This is a genomic window from Aliidongia dinghuensis (assembly GCF_014643535.1).
Classification (GTDB): domain Bacteria; phylum Pseudomonadota; class Alphaproteobacteria; order ATCC43930; family CGMCC-115725; genus Aliidongia; species Aliidongia dinghuensis.
In genome coordinates, this window is the sequence record NZ_BMJQ01000001.1 from 128630 (window position 1) to 146204 (window position 17575).

General features: G+C 68.5%; 17 protein-coding genes. 9 read left to right on the top strand and 8 right to left on the bottom strand.

The features are described 5' to 3' along the window. Positions 1–137 precede the first annotated feature (137 nt). The gene (locus tag IEY58_RS00530; RefSeq protein WP_189041323.1) at positions 138–2135 is read left to right on the top strand and encodes a glycoside hydrolase family 16 protein; all 1998 of its coding nucleotides are present in this window, start codon (positions 138–140) and stop codon (positions 2133–2135) included. 73 nt (positions 2136–2208) lie between these two features. Here the strand turns inward: IEY58_RS00530 and IEY58_RS00535 are convergent, their stop codons facing one another. Beyond that, positions 2209–2784 (bottom strand): hypothetical protein, encoded by a 576-nt coding sequence (locus tag IEY58_RS00535; RefSeq protein WP_189041326.1) that lies wholly within the window; start codon positions 2782–2784, stop codon positions 2209–2211. A gap of 280 nt (positions 2785–3064) precedes the next feature. On the opposite strand from IEY58_RS00535, the gene IEY58_RS00540 reads away from it, so the two are divergent. Further along, positions 3065–3820 (top strand): SapC family protein, encoded by a 756-nt coding sequence (locus IEY58_RS00540; RefSeq protein ID WP_189041328.1) that lies wholly within the window; start codon positions 3065–3067, stop codon positions 3818–3820. A 150-nt stretch (positions 3821–3970) separates the two neighbouring features. Continuing rightward, on the top strand, positions 3971–5416 hold the full coding sequence (locus tag IEY58_RS00545) for an MFS transporter (RefSeq protein WP_189041330.1): 1446 nt from the start codon (positions 3971–3973) through the stop codon (positions 5414–5416). A 28-nt stretch (positions 5417–5444) separates the two neighbouring features. Here the strand turns inward: IEY58_RS00545 and IEY58_RS00550 are convergent, their stop codons facing one another. The 4 genes from IEY58_RS00550 to IEY58_RS00565 form a co-directional block, all read right to left on the bottom strand. Then, on the bottom strand, positions 5445–5804 hold the full coding sequence (locus IEY58_RS00550) for a GFA family protein (RefSeq protein WP_189041332.1): 360 nt from the start codon (positions 5802–5804) through the stop codon (positions 5445–5447). Between the two features lie 97 nt (positions 5805–5901). Then, a complete protein-coding gene (locus IEY58_RS00555) occupies positions 5902–7143 on the bottom strand; it encodes an RNA polymerase sigma factor (protein ID WP_189041334.1) in 1242 nt (413 codons plus the stop codon). A 13-nt stretch (positions 7144–7156) separates the two neighbouring features. Further along, complete coding sequence (locus IEY58_RS00560) at positions 7157–7525, bottom strand: YciI family protein (protein ID WP_189041336.1); 369 nt, start codon at positions 7523–7525, stop codon at positions 7157–7159. Positions 7526–7664: 139 nt separating this feature from the next. Next, positions 7665–8006: a TfoX/Sxy family protein gene (locus tag IEY58_RS00565; RefSeq protein WP_189041338.1), complete on the bottom strand. Its 342-nt coding sequence runs from the start codon at positions 8004–8006 to the stop codon at positions 7665–7667. A gap of 173 nt (positions 8007–8179) precedes the next feature. Between IEY58_RS00565 and IEY58_RS00570 the strand changes: the two genes are divergently transcribed. Continuing rightward, positions 8180–9604 carry a porin gene (locus tag IEY58_RS00570; RefSeq protein WP_189041340.1) on the top strand — a complete coding sequence of 475 codons (1425 nt, stop codon included), beginning with the start codon at positions 8180–8182 and terminating at the stop codon, positions 9602–9604. Here IEY58_RS00570 and IEY58_RS00575 read toward each other — a convergent pair. Next, positions 9579–10277, bottom strand: coding sequence for a TetR/AcrR family transcriptional regulator (locus IEY58_RS00575; RefSeq protein ID WP_189041342.1), 699 nt, complete (start codon positions 10275–10277; stop codon positions 9579–9581). The genes IEY58_RS00570 and IEY58_RS00575 overlap by 26 nt on opposite strands. Next, on the bottom strand, positions 10274–10618 hold the full coding sequence (locus IEY58_RS00580; protein ID WP_229743388.1) for a hypothetical protein: 345 nt from the start codon (positions 10616–10618) through the stop codon (positions 10274–10276). Before IEY58_RS00580 ends, IEY58_RS00575 begins: the two co-directional genes overlap by 4 nt. A 334-nt stretch (positions 10619–10952) precedes the next feature. Here IEY58_RS00580 and IEY58_RS00585 point away from each other — a divergent pair, with 334 nt between their 5' ends. Continuing rightward, entirely contained in the window at positions 10953–12056 is a 1104-nt protein-coding gene (locus tag IEY58_RS00585) for a hypothetical protein (protein ID WP_189041344.1), read from the top strand. Between the two features lie 18 nt (positions 12057–12074). Here the strand turns inward: IEY58_RS00585 and IEY58_RS00590 are convergent, their stop codons facing one another. Then, a complete protein-coding gene (locus tag IEY58_RS00590; RefSeq protein WP_189041346.1) occupies positions 12075–12497 on the bottom strand; it encodes a gamma-glutamylcyclotransferase family protein in 423 nt (140 codons plus the stop codon). Between the two features lie 170 nt (positions 12498–12667). Here IEY58_RS00590 and lepB point away from each other — a divergent pair, with 170 nt between their 5' ends. The 4 genes from lepB (at position 12668) to IEY58_RS00610 (ending at position 17570) form a co-directional block, all read left to right on the top strand. Then, entirely contained in the window at positions 12668–13444 is a 777-nt protein-coding gene (gene lepB, locus IEY58_RS00595) for a signal peptidase I (RefSeq protein WP_189041348.1), read from the top strand. Between the two features lie 182 nt (positions 13445–13626). Beyond that, positions 13627–14982: an oxalate/formate MFS antiporter gene (gene oxlT, locus IEY58_RS00600; RefSeq protein WP_189041350.1), complete on the top strand. Its 1356-nt coding sequence runs from the start codon at positions 13627–13629 to the stop codon at positions 14980–14982. A 69-nt stretch (positions 14983–15051) separates the two neighbouring features. After that, a complete protein-coding gene (locus IEY58_RS00605) occupies positions 15052–16473 on the top strand; it encodes a malonyl-CoA decarboxylase (protein WP_189041352.1) in 1422 nt (473 codons plus the stop codon). A gap of 65 nt (positions 16474–16538) precedes the next feature. Beyond that, positions 16539–17570, top strand: coding sequence for a proline racemase family protein (locus tag IEY58_RS00610; RefSeq protein ID WP_189041354.1), 1032 nt, complete (start codon positions 16539–16541; stop codon positions 17568–17570). Positions 17571–17575: the final 5 nt, after the last annotated feature.

Consider the following 17575-nt stretch of genomic DNA (forward strand, 5'->3'; position numbering starts at 1 on the left):
GGCGCGGTGGCGAACCAGGGCACCGTTCGCCGCCGCGCCGATTATGATGGGGCGAGCACGCGTCGGGCGGTGATTGCCGGAGGTGGTGATTGCCGGCCGGAGTGTTGCGCCCCTGACATGAGATGGAGCGTCCGCGCTTGATCTTCGCTTCGCTCCCCCGCCGCGACGTCCTGATCGGCGCCGCGGCGCTGGCCGCTTGGCGGCCGACGCTCGGATGGGCCGCCGAGGCCCCGCCGCTGCTGGCGCTCGACTTCACCCAAGGACTGCCAGCCGGCGCTCGTTTCGAGCGCGGCGGCCCGGCGATGGCCGAGGCGCCGGGCGGTGCGCTCAAGCCGGTGGCCGCCCATGTTCCGCGCCAGGCACTCGATCCGGCGACCGGCCGGCCGCAGGGCCTGGTGATCGAGGGCACGGCGACCAACTATGCCCGCAACGCGCTGGCGCTCGCGAGCCATACCTGGCAGCCGAAGGGGGCGGCGATCGCGGCGGTGGCGCCCGACGTCGCAGCGCCCGACGGCTCCCATACCGTCGCCCGTCTGCGCATCCATCAACAGAAGGGCGACCTGGGCATCGTCGGCGGCGCCGGTCCGATCGGGGCCGGCGAGATCTGCACACTCTCGCTCTATCTGCGCCAGATCGGCGAGGGCACCGAATGGTCGCTCAACCTGTTCGATTATGGGACCTACCACGGCCATTTCGAGCGGGTGCCGCTCGCGCCCGACTGGCGGCGCGTCAGCTTCACCATGCATTGGGACGGGCGCGACATCAGCAACAAGGTGATCAACCTCGCGCCCGGTCGCCCGGAATGGGCTGCGGGATCGACCCATGAGGCGCTCGCCTGGGGCTGTCAGCTCGAGCTCGGCCGGGTCGCTTCGTCGCTGATCGCAACGGACAGCCTGCCGGTCGCGCGCCCGGCGGAGACGGTCACGATCGACGCGGCTCCCCTGTCGCGGCCGGCCGGGCTCCTGCGCCTCGTCCTGCCGCGCGGCGGCGTGCGTGGTGCAACCTTGCTCGATACGGAGGGCGGCGGCATCCGGTTCGGCTATAGCGAGAGCGGCTGGCTCGAAGCGACGGTCGGCGGGGTTGCGGTCAGCGGCAGCAGCGACGCGACCGGTGATACGGTGGTCGAGCTCGGCTGGGGGTCGTCCGGCGTCATCCTGCGCAGCGGAACCGGCGGGACCGCGACGCTGCGCGGCAGCAATCCGGCGAAGCCCGGGCCGGTTGCCTGCGGGGCCAGCGCCCGTCTTTTTGCCCGCATGGACGGCTCAGCGCCGCTCAACGGGGTGCTGGGCCAGCTGGTGCTCGAGGCGAACGCGCCGGCGGCGCCGCGAATGGCCGCTGCGGCTGCGGCACCCGGCTTCGTGCCCGCCGGCTACAAGCTCGTGTTCGGCGACGAGTTCGACGATCCGGACGTGACCCGCATCAACGAGAACGCGACCGGTGGCCGACCGGGAGCACCCGCCTGGCGCAGCCGGTACCATCAGGACCGGTTCCAGGTCATCAACCAGGAAAAGCAGATCTACATGGATCCGGGATTCGGCGGCAAGGCCGGCCATCCCTTGGGCGTCCAGCCGTTCTCGATCAAGAACGGCATCCTCACCATCACGGCCGATCGCGCCGACCCGGTCGGGGTCAGCCCGCATATCCTCAATTTCAAATACACGTCGGGCTGCATCACGAGCGAGCTCACCCACTGGCAGACCTACGGCTATTTCGAGATGCGCGCGCGGCTGCCGGTCGGCAAGGGCTTCTGGCCGGCATTCTGGCTGCTGCCCAAAGCGCTGCACTGGCCGCCTGAGATCGACATCTTCGAGGGATCGGGCACGCGGCCGAGCGCCGTCCATCTGGGCGTGCTGATCGCCAAGGGCCAGACGGCCGACAAATGGATCGAGGACGTGATCAACGTCGGAGATGGCTTCCACGTCTACGGGCTCGAGTGGACGCGCGAGGAGCTCGTCTGGTTCCTCGACGGCAAGCCGGTCTGGCGCCAGCCGAACGGCATCAACGAGGACATGTACATCCTGGCGAACCTGGCGCTCGGCAGTCACGACCCGAAATTCATACCGGACCCGGACGAGACGACCCCGTTCCCCGGCAAGTTCGAGATCGACTACATCCGCGCCTACCGCAAGGGATAGGCTTGCAGGCAAGGAAAAAGCCGCGGGCCCTGCGGCGCCGCGGCTTTTTCTTGATTCTGGCCGATCCCTGGGATCAGACGCTGATGCCGACCGAGCCCAGCACGCTCGTCAGTGCCGAGACGCTGTTCTGCAGCGCCGCCGTAGCCGAGGACGCGGTCGTGGCGCCGCTCGTGCTCGTCGTGCCGTTCGTGTCGGCGCTGGTCAGCGCGGTGCTGCTGCCGTTGACATTGCCGCCGCCCGTGCGCGCGTAGATCGCCTTGCCGACTGCGGTCAGCTCGTAGGTGGCGCCGGTCACCTTGCCGCCGGACACGATCTTCTTGTCGAGCTTCAGCCAGCCGGCATTGCGGATGTTCGCGACCGTAGTCGGCTCCGTGCCGGTCGCGTTCCAGGGAATCGTGAGCGGGCCGCTATTGTCGCCGACCGCCTGCAGCACGCGCTGCTGGCTGTTGGTCAACCGGCCTTCGGAGAGTGCGAGAGTGGTCGACGGTGTCGTGGAGCTCGATTGGGTCAAGAGCGCGCTAATGGCGCTGCCCGAGCTCGAGCCGCCGAGCAGGTTCGCGACGCTCGCCGAACCGGTGGTCGATCCGAGCCAGCTCCCGAGGATGCCGGAGGTCGAGGAGACGCCGAAGGAGGACGGAATCGAGGACATCGCACTAACCCCTAGGTGTTTCCCCGAGAGGACGGCGCCGTCGGGGCGCCCTTCAACAACATCGACTGGGTTCAACCATTCCGGAGTCGACGAGCCGGAGCCGTTCGGCCAGTGCCTTTGCACCACGCAGCATAGAAGCACCGAATCCTTAACAAGTCGAGAACAAAGCTGTCGAACGCTGGCATCTGCGGTTGTCCGGCGCTAATGCTGCAGGGGGCAAGTTCTCGAATTGGAAGGGCGCGTCATGGTTGCAGCGGGTGCAGAGGCTGGCGAAGGCGGTATGGGTGGTGACGCTCCGGCGCTGCCGCCGTTCTTCAGGCAGGTCGTGGCCCTCAACGCCGCCCGGCACGGCGCGCTCAAGCTCGACCGCAGCCGCGGCTACGGCTTTGCGGCCGGCGTCAACGCCCTACCGCTCGGCCTTGGCGAAGTGCCGCTCGCGGCACAGCATTATCCGGTCGTGCTGACGGCGGGGCCGAACCCGGTGCCGGTCGCGGTTCTGGGATATCGCAACGGCGAGAATCTGTTCGTCGACAAGGACGGCGCCTGGCTTGCCGGCGCCTACGTTCCGGCCTATGTCCGGTCGTTCCCGTTCATCCTGATCGAGCCGCCCAGCACCGGGCAGAATCCGGCAGGAGAGGTCTATCTCGGTATCGAGACCACGACGCCGATGCTGGGCGAGACGGGCGAGGCACTCTTCGCCTATGGCGAGCCGACCGAGCTTGCGGCCGAGGCGATGCGCTTCGCGGTCGCCTATCGCGACGAGCTCGCCCGGGCGACGGCGTTCGGGCAGGCGCTCGGCGTAGCCGAGGTGCTGCAGGCGAACGCGGCGCGGCTCGACTTCAAGGACGGCGGCACGGCCCGGCTCGACGGGTTCCAGGTGATCGACGTCGCGAAGATCGAGGCGCTCGACGACGCCCGGTTCCTCGACTGGCGCCGGCAGGGCTGGCTTGCAGCGCTCTACGCGATCCCGCAATCGGCAGCCCGTTGGGCCACGATCGTCGATCGGGCGCATGGCCGGCGGCGCGACGAGCCTTGAGCCGGGGCACCTTCACAGGCGATGAACCAATCCCTAACGGGCGGCGGACATCGCCTCGGCGGCGGCGCGTTTCAGCCATGTGCCAACGGTAATTGTTGGTAGGCCCAGGCGAGCGCACCTTTACTTCGCAATCTTAGCTGATGGCGAAGCATGTCCCTGCGCGTGTCGAAGCCCATTCTGGTGGCGCTGATCATCGCCTGCGCGATGTTCATGGAAAACCTGGACGGTACGGTTATTACGACCGCTCTGCCGGAGATGGCGAAGTCCTTCGGGACCAACCCGATCCGGCTGTCGCTCGGCATCACCGCCTATATGCTGAGCCTCGCCGTCTTCATCCCGATCAGCGGCTGGATCGCCGACCGGTTCGGCGCCCGCACCATCTTCAGCGCGGCGATCGGCGTGTTCACCTTGGGCTCGATCCTGTGCGGCATCAGCCAGAACGTGCCTGAATTCGTCGGCGCCCGCGTGCTGCAGGGCATCGGTGGCGCCATGATGGTGCCGGTCGGCCGGCTGGTCCTGCTGCGCTCCTGCGAGAAGTCCGAGCTGGTACGCGCCATGTCCTACCTGATGGTGCCAGCCATGATCGGCCCGGTCGTGGGCCCGCCCTTGGGCGGCTTCATCACGACTTTCGCGTCCTGGCACTGGATCTTCTTCCTGAACGTGCCGGTCGGCCTGCTCGGCATCGTGCTGGTCCAGCGCTTCATCGAGAACCATCGCGAACCGGCGACGGCGCCGCTCGACTGGTGGGGCTTTGTGCTGACCGGCCTGTCGCTCTCGTGCCTCATGTACGGGCTGGAACTGGTCGGCCGGCCCGAGGCCGGCGCGGCCCAGACCCTGGGCTTCCTCGGCGCCGGGCTTGCGATCGGCCTGCCGGCGGTGCGCCATGCCCTGAAGCATCCGCAGCCGCTCGTTGACCTGGCTCTGCTGCGCGTGCCGACCTTCGGTGCCACGGTTATCGGCGGCTCGCTGTTCCGCATCGGCGTCGGCGCCATCCCGTTCCTGGTGCCGCTCATGCTGCAGGTGGGCTTCGGCATGGATGCGTTCAGCTCCGGCCTCCTCACTTTCGCGGCCGCGGCGGGCTCGCTCACCATGAAGATGTCGGGCCGGCCCATCCTGAAGCGCTTCGGCTTCCGCGCCGTGCTGGTGGTGAATGGTGCCATCAGCGCCTTCTTCATGATGATCTGCGCGCTGTTCACGCCGGCGACGCCGGCCGTCACCATTTTCGTGCTGCTCTTGGCCGGCGGCTTCTTCCGCTCGCTTGAGTTCACCAGCCTGAACACGCTCGCTTTTGCCGACGTGTCGAGCCCGAAGATGAGTGCGGCCACCAGCCTCTCCAGCATGGTGCAGCAGGTCTCGCTCGGCACCGGCGTGGCACTGGGCGCCATCCTGCTGCACCTGCATCTCATGCTCCGCGACGCGCCGCATGGGCCGCTCGGCACGGGCGACTTCCATTTCGCCTTCGTCATTATCGGGCTTATCTCGCTTGCCGCGGTCGCCCTCTTCATGCGGCTCGCCCCCGACGCCGGTGCCGAGCTCAGCGGCCATCGCCCGCGCGGCTTCGCGCCCGAGCGCGCGCCTGCCGCTGGCGACGACTAGCCGGGGACGACTAGCCGGGGACGACTAGTCAGTCGAGATAGGTCCAGCTATCGGCACCGTCGAAGTGCCGGATGCGGATGCCTTCGATATCCTTGGGCGGCATCAGGCGTGCGTTGACCGCGCAGCGGTCGGCTGTCTCGGTGCTGATGCCCCACCAATGGGTGATGCAGCCGCACACCCGGCAGTGATGCGTCTCGAGCGTCCTGTCGCCATGCACATAGGCGACGGTGGCGCCGGGCGCCGCGCGGATCGTGATCTCGTCCTTCGTGTAATAGGCCCAGCGTGTGCCGAACTTGCGGCATGTGGAGCAGTTGCATTCGGTGAGATGCGCCGGCGCGCGCGAGACGTCGATATGGACGGCGCCGCAATGGCAGGACGCTTCGAACATGACGGGCCCTCCGAACGCTATGGGGCCTTGAAGGTATAGAGCGGGCGCCGGAATGCCAACCGCTGCCGGGGCTTCTGCTGGGGCTTCTGCCGGGGCTTCAGACGGTGCCGAGGCTCGCGAGCCGCCGTTCGAGCCAGAGCCGCTCGGCCGGCGCGGGGTCGAGCGCCAGCACGGCGCCGTAGGCCGAGCGCGCCTCGTCGAGCCGGCCGGTCCGGCGCAGCAGGTCCGCGCGCACGGCATGATAGGGCGCGAAGCTCCGGAAGCGCTCGGCGTCGAGCCCTTCGACCTCGGCCAAGGCGGCGGCCGGGCCGGCGACCTCGGCGAGCGCCACCGCACGGTTAAGCCGGACGACCGGATCGTCGCCGAGGCGCAGGGCGTCGTCGTAGAGCGCCAGGATCTCGGGCCAGGGCGCCGGCTCGTCGAGGTTGCGGCGCCGGCACCAGGTCGCGTGCAGCGCCGCCTGCCAGCGGCGCCGTCCATGGGTCGGGCGCGCCGCCGCCTGGTTGAGATAGGCGTCCGCCGCGTCGATCAGCGCACGATTCCACAGCGTCGGATCCTGCTCCGACAAGGGCACCATGGCACCCGTCGCGTCGAGCCGTGCCGGCCGGCGCGCCTCGGCGTAGCGGACGAGCGCCGCCAGCGCCAGCACCTCCGGCTCGTCCGGCAGCAGCTCGGCCAGCACACGGGTGAGATCGAGCATCTCGCGACCATAGCCGGCGTGCGGGCCGGCGCCGGCTGCATCTTCATGGGCCTTGGCGTAGGCGATCTCGAGCGTCTGCAGCACCGCTTCGAGCCGTTCGGGCCAGGCCGCTGGTCCCGGCACCTCGAACGGAACGCCAGCCTCGGCGATCTTGCGCTTGGCGCGGACGAGCCGCTGGGTGAGTGTCGGCTCGGCGAGAAGGAAGGCGCGGGCGATCTCGGCGACCGTAAGGCCGCAGACGAGGCGCAGCGTCAAGGCCGCACGGGCGTCGGCCGCGACCGCCGGATGGCAGCAGACGAAGATCAGCCTGAGCCGCTCGTCCGGGATCAGGAGGGCATCGTCGAGCATCAGCTCCTCCGCAGTCGGCCCGGGATCGACGGGTTCGGGCGCGACCGGCGCGGGCCGTTCGCGCCGGCTCCGGCGGCGGAGCGCGTCGAGCACGGCCCGGTCGGCAGTCCGATAGAGCCAGGCGGCCGGGGCGCGCGGGATACCGTCACCGGGCCAGCGCTCGGCTGCGCGGGCGCAAGCCTCGGCGAAGCCGTCCTCGGCCAGGTCGAGGTCGCGATAGCGGGCGGCGAGGGCGGCGATGATGCGCGCCCCCGACGCCCGCGCCGCGGCGTCGAGCGCCGCGCCGGTCATCGAGACGCGACTGTCACTGCGCCTCGTAGCCGCCCGGCGGCGGCGGGATCACCGGACGGACCTCGATGGCGCCGTGGGCCGTGAGCGGCACGCGCCGGGCGATCGCGAGCGCTTCGTCCAGGTCGGCGACGTCGATCAGGTAGAAGCCGCCCAGCTGCTCCTTGGTTTCGGCGAACGGGCCGTCGTGCACCGTCTGCCGGCCATTGTCGGTGCGGATGGTGGTGGCGAGCTTGACGCTCTTCAGGCCCGAGCCGCCGATGCGCTTGGCGCCCAGCTCCCGCACCAGGGCGATGTGGCGGGGCCTGATCGCGTCCATGGCCGGGCCCTCCTTGTTCGGGCCGTAGACCGTCTCGTCCTCGTAGATCAGCAGCGCATACAGCATCGAACCGCTCCTCTTTCGCATGCGGGCACGCGGGGATCGCATCCCGTCGAGGCAGAGACGCGCAGCCTCGGCCGGAATCGACAGGCGGTCGAATAATTTTGTCGAATTATTTTCCGGCCTAATTATTTTTCGGGCCTAATTATTTTTCGGGCCGGCTCGCCGCGACGAAGCGCTGCGCTTCCTCGGCGAGCGCCGTCCAGTCCGCCTCGCGGGCCGGATCGACGGTCAGCCACTCCTTCATCGGCCGGCCCTTGTTGGCGTCGAACGGCACGCCCCAGCCGGCCTCGACCAGTTCGGCGACGCGGGGGCGCGGCAGCTTCACGACGAGCCGCCCGCGCGTCAGCATGGCGAAGATGCGGCCGTCGGTGAGCAGTGCCGTCGAACCGAAGCCTTTCTTCTCGGACAGGCTCGCGGTGCCGCGCGCGACGAACTGGGCGGCGAGCGCCGCGTAGCGGGCTTCGGGCGTGAGGGCTTCATCCATCGTCGGGCTCCGATGATCCGGATGATTCGCGCTGGGCGTTTCTTGACCCGCTGCTGCAAGTCCCTACACTAGCATCGTGATTGGCACATCTGTAACGTTGGCGACGTACTTTTCCGGCCATGACAATCCAGTTCCCGCCCGGGGATCGAGAGCGCCAGAGAGCGAGGCCTGCGATGAGGAAACAGCTTCTCCAGACATCCGCCTTCGTTGCAGCGAGCCTTCTCGCGCACGGCGCCTATGCGCAGACCACGACGACGGATCAGCCGATCCAGATGCGGCTCGGTGGCCAGTACTACACCGGCGCCGCCGCGATGATCTCGCAGGACGACAACCCGGGCCAGGCCGCCTACAAGCGCCAGCCGACCGGGTTCCAGGATTATTTCCTGATCCGCTTCATGGGCTCGACCACGTTCGCGAACGGCATCACCGCCGGCGTCTTCACGCGTCTCAATGCGTTCAGCGCGCCCAATGGCACGGTCAACACGTCGAACGGCTTCCAGAGCTCGAACAACACGACGATCAAGGACTCGTACATCTATCTGAAGAACGCCAACAGTTTCGGCGAATGGCGTCTCGGCGACTTCAGCGACGTGCGCCGTGACGATGCGGTCGGCATCAATGCCGGCGTTACCGGCGACCAGGCGATCGGCGCCAACTCGGGCGACATCTATTTCTCGGGCTCGCCCGTGATCAATCTGACCACGCTCAACCTCGACAGCCGTGGCACCAAGGTGGCCTACTACAGCCCGGTCATCTACGGCTTCCATTTCGATGCCAGCTACACACCGGACAAGGCGGGTGGTCATACCAACGGTCCGGGCAACATCGGTGACAACAACGGCCCGACCGACAACCAGACGAACGGCCTGACGCCGAGCTATCTCAACAACGCCACCGCCTATAACTACTGGTCGCTGGCGACGGGCTGGACCGGCACGGTCGGCCCGGTGAAGCTGGCCTGGACGGCCGGCTATACGGAGGCGAGCCGCAAGGGCGCCTGCGCCAACAAGGTGGCGCTCGGCAACGACGCGGCCATTCTTGCCAATGGCAACGTCGACTGCGCGCTGACCTCGACCAACAACGCCAATCCGCGCGTCTACAACAGCGGCATCCAGGTCAACTACGGACCCTATGAACTGGGCTTCGACTACGAGCAGTCGGTCGCGATCCCGAACGGCCTGACCGGCGGCATCGGCCAGGCGACGACGTTCAACGCCGCAGGCCTGCCGACCGCGTTCACCAACCGCACGAACGAGGAGGTCAACAAGGAGTTCGACCTCAACCTGTCCTACACGATCGGCGCGATCCGCCTCGGTGCAGAATGGGCCCGTGGCGAGTTCGAAGGCATCACCGGCGATCCGGACGTGAAGCGCGCCGCGATCAACGACGTGATCCAGGTCGGCGCCACCTATACGGTCGGGCCGGGCGTCAATGTCGCCGGCTTGATCCAGCAGACGCTCTACGACCCGAACGGCCACTATATCCCGAACGGCGCCAGCTTCACGCCGGGCAACGGCGGCGTTGCGGCCAACAACAACGTCTACGCCAAAAGCTTCAACTCGACGGCGCTCATCATGGAGACGTCGTTCCGCTGGTAGCGGGCTCGTCTGCGGTCGGCTCGGGCCAGCCGTCGCAGCCGCCAAGGAACAGGCGCGTGGTGCGCCGGACCCAGTGCGCCTGTTCGGCGGGCGTCATGGGCGTGCCGAGGCCGAGCGCCAGGCGCTGCGGCCACGAGACGATCATCTGGATGAATTGCCCGGCGGCGAACTCGGCCGTATCGGGGGATAGGGCGGGGCCGTCCTTCCGCGTGCGCAGCACCTGAGCGATGAGCGCTACTGCTTCGGCCCGGCCGTGCTGGGTGCTGACGGCCGCCACCAGTTCCGGGAAACGGGCCGATTCCGCGACGATCAGGCGGTTGAGCGCCAGCGCGCGCGGCGCCAGCGCCGCCTGCAGCATGAGGCCGCCCAGCCGTTCCAGGATCGCGGCACTCGTGGTCCCGACCAGCAGCGGGACGTCGGGCGGCGGGCGGATCTCGTCGACGATCCGGGCGACGACGGCGGCGAACAAGGCCGGCTTGCCGTCGTAGCGATGATAGAAGGTCCGCTTGGACATGCCGGCGGCCTGGGCGATCGCTTCGATGCTGGTGCTGCCGTAGCCGTCGCGCAGGAAGAAGTCGGTCGCGATCTCCAGGATCTTTTCGCCGAGCCGTTCCGCTGCCGCCCGCGACGGTCGCCCGCCGCGCGCCCTCTGCCGATCCTCTGCTGCCGTCACCGCGGATAATAGCCGGGCGGCGCGTAATAGCCGGGCGGCGGCGCGTAATAGTAGGGCTGCGGGGCGTAATAGGGCTGTGGTGGCGGCGCGTAATAGACCGGCGGCGGTGCGTAGTAGGCGGGTGCAGGGGGTGCCGCATAGACCGGCTCGGGGGCTATCGCGCGGAACGGCGCTGTCGCGATCACTGCCGCCGTGCCGACGATGGCGGCCGCAGCCGCGGCGAGGCCGAACACGACGCCGCCGCCGTGATGGAAATGCTCATGGGCAGAAGCCGGGGAGATGGGCGCTGCGGCCAGCGCCGCGGCCGCGAGGATGCTGAGCGAAACGGTCGTGATGCGCATGGCCCGAGCCTTTCGAGGGGCGCCCGCAGAGGGGGCCGCTCACGAATATAGGCGCGCGATAAACGAAACGCAACGGTACCGTTTTGTTTTTAAAGACCGCATTTCGTCAGATGTCAACGGTCGCACGCAAAAGGTGCGCGGTATCCATTTGCGCTGCTCACAATTGCGCTTAGACTGGGTGCGTCCCAACGCATCTTGACCATGAACCGGGCGCTTCCCCGTGTGCCGATCGGTCCCGGCCCGCCCCGGCGGATCTGCTCCGGGCGACGACGTCGCCCGCGCCGGACACGTACGCCCAACTCTCACATGCGCTCGACTCTATCGGGAGAAGGCCATGATGCAGCGCTCGATCCGGTCTGCCGCCGTCCTTGCGACCCTGCTTGCCGTCGCCGGCGGCGGGGCAGCCTTGGGCGGCGACCCGTCGCCTTATGTGATGCAAAAGCTCAGTCTGCCCAGCTCATTGCTGAACTATGCCGAGGGCATCAACAATCACGGTGTCGCCGTCGGTGGCGTCGATCCGAACAGCTTGCTGCGCGATATCGGGCTGAGCGCCGCCATCTATTCCAACGGACAGGTCAGCGGCGCGGGCGTGCTGGTCGGCGCCACCGGCAGCTACGACTATGCCATCAACGACCTCGGCCGGTCGGTCGGCTGGGCGATCAAGCTGCTCGGCGTCTATCCGGGGCCGACGCTCACCCACGCCGTGCTGTTCGCCCATGACACGGCGCAGGACCTGGGCGCACTGCCGGGCGGCGGCAACAGCGAGGCCTATGCCATCAACCAGCTGGACGTCGCAGCCGGCTATTCCCAGGTGAACGCGCTGTCGTTCGAGACCCACGCGACGCTCTTCACCTTCGCCACCCATTCGGTGACCGATCTCGGCACCTTGCCAGGCGACATCTCCAGCATCGCCTACGGCATCAACGACTATGGCCTGGTGGTCGGCTCGTCGTTCGACAGCAACGAAAACGAGCGGGCTGTGCGGTTCTTGCCCGGGCCGGTGACGGCGCTCGGGACGCTGCCGGGCGACAGCATCAGCGAGGCGCGCGGCGTCAACGACCAAGGCCAGGCGGTGGGCTTTTCCACCAGGCTGCGCGGTTCCACCCATGCCGTGATGTTCGCGGGCGGCCAGGTGGTCGACCTCGGCGTCTATCCGGGCGGCACGTACAGCGTCGCGGCCGCGATCAATAATTTCGGCCAGGCGGTCGGCTCCGGCGATACCGGCGACGGCAGCTTCGGCCATGCGCTCCTGTTCCAGAACGGCCAGGTCGTGGATTTGGGCCAGCTGCCGGGCGGCAACAGCAGCTGGGCGACCGCCATCAATGATCGAGGCGACATCGTCGGCTCGGCCAACGACGGCAACGGCACCGTCTGGGCGGTGAAATGGACGCTCGCCCACTGGGCCGTCGGGCCGCTACGCCCGTTGCCAGGCCGATAAGTCAACGGGGCAAATGAGTCAGCGGGCGAGCCAGGGCAGCAGCTCGGCCGCGACATAGTCGGGCGCGAATGCCCGTTCGACCGCAGCCGCGATGATCGCTTCGAGATAGCCGGGCTTGGGCGCGCCCGGCGCCTCGTCGCTCGCGACATAGACGAGCGTGTCGAATCCTTCGACCGGAATCTCGTGCTTGAGGTAAAGGCTGCGCGCCACCCCCTCGTAGCGGTCGAGCGCCGTCTCGCAGTCGGGTGTCAACGCCCAGACCACGCCCAGGACATGGGCGGCCGGATCGGGCACGATCGTCGCGAAGCCGCGCGTCATGATGCGGAAGCGCCAGCCGTCGAGCCGGGCATGGCCGACCGCGCGCGCCGCTGGGCAGCGATGGGTCATCTGGCGGGCGACGATGTTCGAGCCATAGGCGAAATAGCGGCGGGGCGTGGTCATGACAGGCGGTCGGGCTCCTCTCCGGCGGCATGGGGCGGCATCGCGACACAAGTAGGGTCTGGGCCCGGCCTTGCCAATGCCCCTCCGCGACGTGCTGCCTCATAGTCTTGACAGGGTGAGTTTCGCTCCCCTTATGCTCGCCGGAGTATCCGAAGAGGGGCGAGGCTCCCATGGGCGACCGCAGCACCGGCAAGACCGTCACATCCAAGCGCAAGGGCGAATGGCGAAGCACGATCGCGACGCTGGTCGTGACGTTGCTTTGCGTGCTGACGATCCGCACGGTCGCGGCCGAGCCGTTTGTCGTGCCCTCGGGCTCCATGGTGCCGACGCTGCTGGTCGGCGACGAGCTCGTGGCGGCGAAATATCCCTACGGCATCGGCAAATATTCCTCGCCGATCGGGCTCATGCCGGATTTCGACGGCCGCATCGCGGGCCACGCGCCCGAGCGGGGTGACGTCATCCTGTTCCGCCTGCCGCGCGATCCGGAGCAGACTTACGTGAAGCGCCTGGTGGGCCTGCCGGGCGACCGGATCCAGATGAAGGCGGGCCGGCTCCTGATCAACGGCGTGGCGCTGACGCGCCGCGCCGTCGGCAGCTACGAGGCCATGCTCGACGGCAAGCACTATCACTTCACCCGCTATGTCGAGACCCTGCCGGGCGGGCGCGAGCATCCGATCCTGAAGCGCGATGGGGGCTCGCCGCTCGACGACACGGTCGAGTTCACCGTGCCGGCGCGGCATTACTTCATGATGGGCGACAATCGCGACATGTCGCTCGACAGCCGCGTGCCGGCGGAGGCCGGCGGCGTCGGCTTCGTGCCGGAGGAGAATCTGGTCGGCCGGGCCGACCGGGTGCTCTATTCGCGCGACCCCGCGGTCGCGGCCTGGGATCTTGCCGACTGGCGCGAGATCTTCCGCTCCGACCGCTTCCTCGGCCGCATCGACTAGGCCCGCATCGACTAGGTCCGCATCGACTAGGTCCGCATCGACTAGGTCCGCATCCGGGGCCTGCCCGTCGGCCTCACCTGCGGGCTTCCTTGCAATCGCAAGTTTTATATTGCGCACGGATGGATTGAATTCCCGCAGCGGCCGGCTGATGATGGGGTCCTGGGACCTTATGCGGGCGTGCGATGCAACGACAAGAAAATGTCGCCGCTATAGCTGAGCGGCTGCCGCGTGGACCCGGGCGCTGGGGGCAATTGGCGCTCGGCATCGTCGGCATGATGATGATCGCCAACCTGCAATATGGCTGGACCCTGTTCGTCGTGCCGATCGAACAGGCCAACCATTGGGGTGTTGCGCGCATTCAAGTGGCCTTCACGCTCTTCGTGCTGGGCGAGACCTGGCTGCTGCCGTTCCAGGGCTATCTGGTCGATCGCGTCGGGCCGCGCCCGACGGTGGCGGCGGGCGGTCTGTTCGTCGCGGCGGGCTGGATGCTCAATGCAGCGGCCGACGGTCTCGTGATGCTCTATGTCGCGGCCATTATCGGCGGCACCGGTGCCGGCATGATCTACGGTGCTGCGGTCGGCAATGCGCTCAAATGGTTTCCGGACCGGCGCGGCCTCGCCGCCGGCCTGACCGCGGCCGGGTTCGGCGCCGGCTCGGCGGCGACGATCGTGCCGATCGCGGCCTGGATCGCGGACCACGGCTACCGGTCCGCCTTCTTCTGGTGGGGCGTCGGCCAGGGGCTCGTCGTGCTGGTCGTCGCCCTGTTCCTGCGTTCGGCACCGATCGATGCGGCCGCGGTCGGCCTGCCGATCGGCGCCCGACCGTACCGACATGGGCCGCACCGCCATGGGCCGCATCGCCACGGCAAGCCGGTCACGGACAAGACGCCGCGCGAAGTGCTGGCGACGCCGATCTTCTGGCTCATGTATCTGATGTTCGTGCTGGTCTGTGCCGGCGGCCTGATGGCAACCGCGCAATTGTCCGTCATCGCCCGGGATTTCGGCGTGGCCGAGGCGCCGGTGGCGTTCCTGGGCCTCACTTTGCCGGCGCTTACCTTCGCGCTCTCGCTCGACCGCATCATGAACGGCATCACCCGGCCGTTCTTCGGCTGGGTCTCCGACCGGATCGGGCGCGAGACGACCATGTTCGTCGCCTTCCTGCTCGAAGGCATCGGCATTCTGGCGCTGCGCTATTGGGGCGATGATCCCGTGCGCTTCGTGCTGTTGTCCGGGCTCGTGTTCTTCGCCTGGGGCGAGATCTACAGCCTGTTCCCGGCTTTGAGCGGCGACGTGTTCGGCCGCCGTTTCGCCACGGCGAACTACGGGCTGCTCTACACCGCCAAGGGGACGGCGGCGCTTCTGGTGCCACTTGCGAGCGTGCTCAAGCAATGGAGCGGCGACTGGACCGGCGTGTTCACGGTTGCCGCCGGCTGCAACGTGCTCGCGGCCTTCCTCGCCGTGCTGGCGCTCCGGCCGATGCGTCGCCGGTGGGCGAGCGTCGCCCGGCGCACGGCTGCGACCATCCTGTCCACGCAATGACGCTTGCGCCTGTCATGCGCCCGTGCGGAACATACTGTCCGCGCGTCCGCCGACCGACGGAGTGTCCTGATGAGCGCCACCTGGTTCGACCGCCTGCTATCCTCGATCGCTGATCGCGGCCGTGCCTGGGTCAAGATCCCGACCGGCGTGCCGCCGCTCGAACAGACGATCCAGCTGAGCCGCAGCCTGCTGTCGGAACGGGGCGAGGCGTCGGGCGCTGCCCTCGCGCGCGCCCTGCTGGAGGCGCTTGGGCCCATGGGCGAGGCCGACCGGCTCGCCTTCTATAAGCTCGTCGCGACCGATTTCGCGCCGGACCCGGAGCCGCTCAGGCGCGCGGCCGAGGCCTATCTCAAGACCCCTTCGCCGGCAACGGCCATGGCGCTCGGCGATGCGGCCGAGCCGCCGCGCCAGGAGCTGCTGCGCCGGATCAACATGGCGCCGGGCGGCACGGGCACGCTCGTGCGCATGCGCGAGAACCTGCTGCCGCTGCTGCGCGAGCATCCGGACCTGGCGCCGCTCGACAACGACCTGCATCATCTCCTCGGCTCCTGGTTCAACCGCGGCTTTCTCGAGCTGCGCCGCATCGACTGGCACGAGACGCCGGCCGCGATCCTGGAAAAGCTGATCCGCTACGAGGCGGTGCACGAGATCAAGGGCTGGTCCGACCTGCGCCGCAGGTTGGCGCCCGACCGCCGCTGCTTTGCCTTCTTCCATCCGGCGCTGGCTGAAGAGCCGCTGATCTTTGTCGAGGTGGCGCTGGTCAACGGCCTTTCCCAGGCGATCCAGCCGCTCCTGGAACAGGGCAACATCCAGGTGCCGAAGGCGCCCGACACGGCGATCTTCTATTCCATCTCGAACTGCCAGAAGGGGCTGCGCGGCATCTCGTTCGGCAACTTCCTGATCAAGCAGGTGGTCGAGGAGCTGAAGGCGGAGACGCCGAGTCTCACCCGGTTCGCGACACTGTCACCGGTGCCGGGCTTCCGCCGCTGGCTCGAAGCGCGCTTCGATGCCGGGGCGAAGCACATGCTCACTGCGGAGGAGCGCGTGCCGATCGCGGCCCTGGCCGATATCAAGGGGGCGAAAGGCGCGTTCCGCCGCCTGCTGGACGCACCGGGCTGGCACGAGGACACGGCGACCGCGGCGGCACTCAAGGCGCCGCTGCTCAGGCTCTGCGCCGAATATCTGACCGCGGCCAACGAGGGCAAGGGGCCGGCCGACCCGGTCGCCCGCTTCCACCTCGGCAACGGTGCGCGGCTCGAGCGGGTCAACTGGCTCGCCAACATGGCGCCGCGCGGCCTCAAGGAAAGCTACGGCGTCATGGTCAATTACCTCTATGACCTGGAGCGGATCGAGGCGAACCACGAGGCCTTCGTGCGCCATGGCACGGTCGCCCATTCGGACGCGGTCGCGGCCCTCGTCGCCCAGGGCGCCCGCGCACGCAACGGCGTCACCAGCCTGCTGAACTTCACCAGCCGGCGGAATGCGTCGTAGCAGTCCCTCGCCCGCGCGAGCGGGAGAGGGTAAGCACAAGACGAACACGAGAGGCCTTGCACCCCATGACCCGGCAGATCTACGAGACGGTCGACCTGCATACGGCCGGCGAGCCGGTGCGCATCATCACCGGCGGCTATCCAATGCTTGTCGGCGAGACGATCCTCGACAAGCGGCGCGAGGCGCGGGCGCGGTTCGACCATATCCGCACCGCGCTGATGCTGGAGCCGCGCGGCCATGCCGGCATGTATGGCGTGATCCCGACGGCGCCCTGCAGCCCCGACGCCGATCTCGCGGTGCTGTTCACCCATAACGAGGGCTACAGCACCATGTGCGGTCACGCGACCATCGCGATCGGCCGCTGGGCGGTCGATGCCGGCCACGTCGCGTCCGACGGCGGCCGGGCCCGGTTCGGGCTCGAGACGCCGTGCGGCGTCGTCCGCGTTGCGGTCGAGCCCTCGGAAGGCGACGCGCCGCTGGTGACGTTCGAGAGCGTGCGGTCGTTCGTGAGCCATCTCGACCTCGCGGTCGAAGTGCCGGGCCATGGCCGGGTCGTGCTCGACATCGCGTTCGGCGGTGCGTTCTACGCGATCCTGCCGTCGGAGCGTCTGGGGCTGCCGTTCATGGCCACACCGGTCGAGACCCTGGTCGCGGCCGGCGTGCGCATCACCGAGGCGATCCGGGCGACGGTCCCGATCGCCCATCCGGACGAGCCGGACCTGGGCTTCCTCTACGGCACGATCCTGACCGACGATGTGGCGCCGGACGCGAATGAGCCCAGCTACAATCTTTGCATCTTCGCCGAGGGCCAGATCGACCGCTCGCCGACCGGCAGCGGCGTCACCGCGCGGATGGCGCTCGATTTCGCCCGCGGGCGCATCGCACCCGGCCGCGCGCGCGAGTTCCGCGGCATCTCCGGCCAGGGCTTCCAGGGCGAGCTGGCCGAGGCGACGGGCGCAGGTCTCGCGGCGGCCGTGACGGTGCGGGTCTCGGGCCGGGCCTATTACGCCGGGGAGCAGCGCTTCATCGTCGAGGCGATTGACCCGCTCGGTCCCGGCTTCCACCTGCCGCGCCGCTTTGCCGATCTCGAGAGCTGAGCGCC

What these genes read in the sequence shown, in the direction of transcription:
- IEY58_RS00535 (WP_189041326.1), bottom strand. Translation starts at nt 2,784, where the DNA reads ATGTCCTCGATTCCGTCCTCCTTCGGCGTCTCCTCGACCTCCGGCATC.
- IEY58_RS00540 (WP_189041328.1), top strand. Translation starts at nt 3,065, where the DNA reads ATGGGTGGTGACGCTCCGGCGCTGCCGCCGTTCTTCAGGCAGGTCGTG.
- IEY58_RS00545 (WP_189041330.1), top strand. Translation starts at nt 3,971, where the DNA reads ATGTCCCTGCGCGTGTCGAAGCCCATTCTGGTGGCGCTGATCATCGCC.
- IEY58_RS00550 (WP_189041332.1), bottom strand. Translation starts at nt 5,804, where the DNA reads ATGTTCGAAGCGTCCTGCCATTGCGGCGCCGTCCATATCGACGTCTCG.
- IEY58_RS00555 (WP_189041334.1), bottom strand. Translation starts at nt 7,143, where the DNA reads ATGACCGGCGCGGCGCTCGACGCCGCGGCGCGGGCGTCGGGGGCGCGC.
- IEY58_RS00560 (WP_189041336.1), bottom strand. Translation starts at nt 7,525, where the DNA reads ATGCTGTATGCGCTGCTGATCTACGAGGACGAGACGGTCTACGGCCCG.
- IEY58_RS00565 (WP_189041338.1), bottom strand. Translation starts at nt 8,006, where the DNA reads ATGGATGAAGCCCTCACGCCCGAAGCCCGCTACGCGGCGCTCGCCGCC.
- IEY58_RS00570 (WP_189041340.1), top strand. Translation starts at nt 8,180, where the DNA reads ATGAGGAAACAGCTTCTCCAGACATCCGCCTTCGTTGCAGCGAGCCTT.
- IEY58_RS00580 (WP_229743388.1), bottom strand. Translation starts at nt 10,618, where the DNA reads ATGCGCATCACGACCGTTTCGCTCAGCATCCTCGCGGCCGCGGCGCTG.
- IEY58_RS00585 (WP_189041344.1), top strand. Translation starts at nt 10,953, where the DNA reads ATGATGCAGCGCTCGATCCGGTCTGCCGCCGTCCTTGCGACCCTGCTT.
- IEY58_RS00590 (WP_189041346.1), bottom strand. Translation starts at nt 12,497, where the DNA reads ATGACCACGCCCCGCCGCTATTTCGCCTATGGCTCGAACATCGTCGCC.
- lepB (WP_189041348.1), top strand. Translation starts at nt 12,668, where the DNA reads ATGGGCGACCGCAGCACCGGCAAGACCGTCACATCCAAGCGCAAGGGC.
- oxlT (WP_189041350.1), top strand. Translation starts at nt 13,627, where the DNA reads ATGCAACGACAAGAAAATGTCGCCGCTATAGCTGAGCGGCTGCCGCGT.
- IEY58_RS00605 (WP_189041352.1), top strand. Translation starts at nt 15,052, where the DNA reads ATGAGCGCCACCTGGTTCGACCGCCTGCTATCCTCGATCGCTGATCGC.
- IEY58_RS00610 (WP_189041354.1), top strand. Translation starts at nt 16,539, where the DNA reads ATGACCCGGCAGATCTACGAGACGGTCGACCTGCATACGGCCGGCGAG.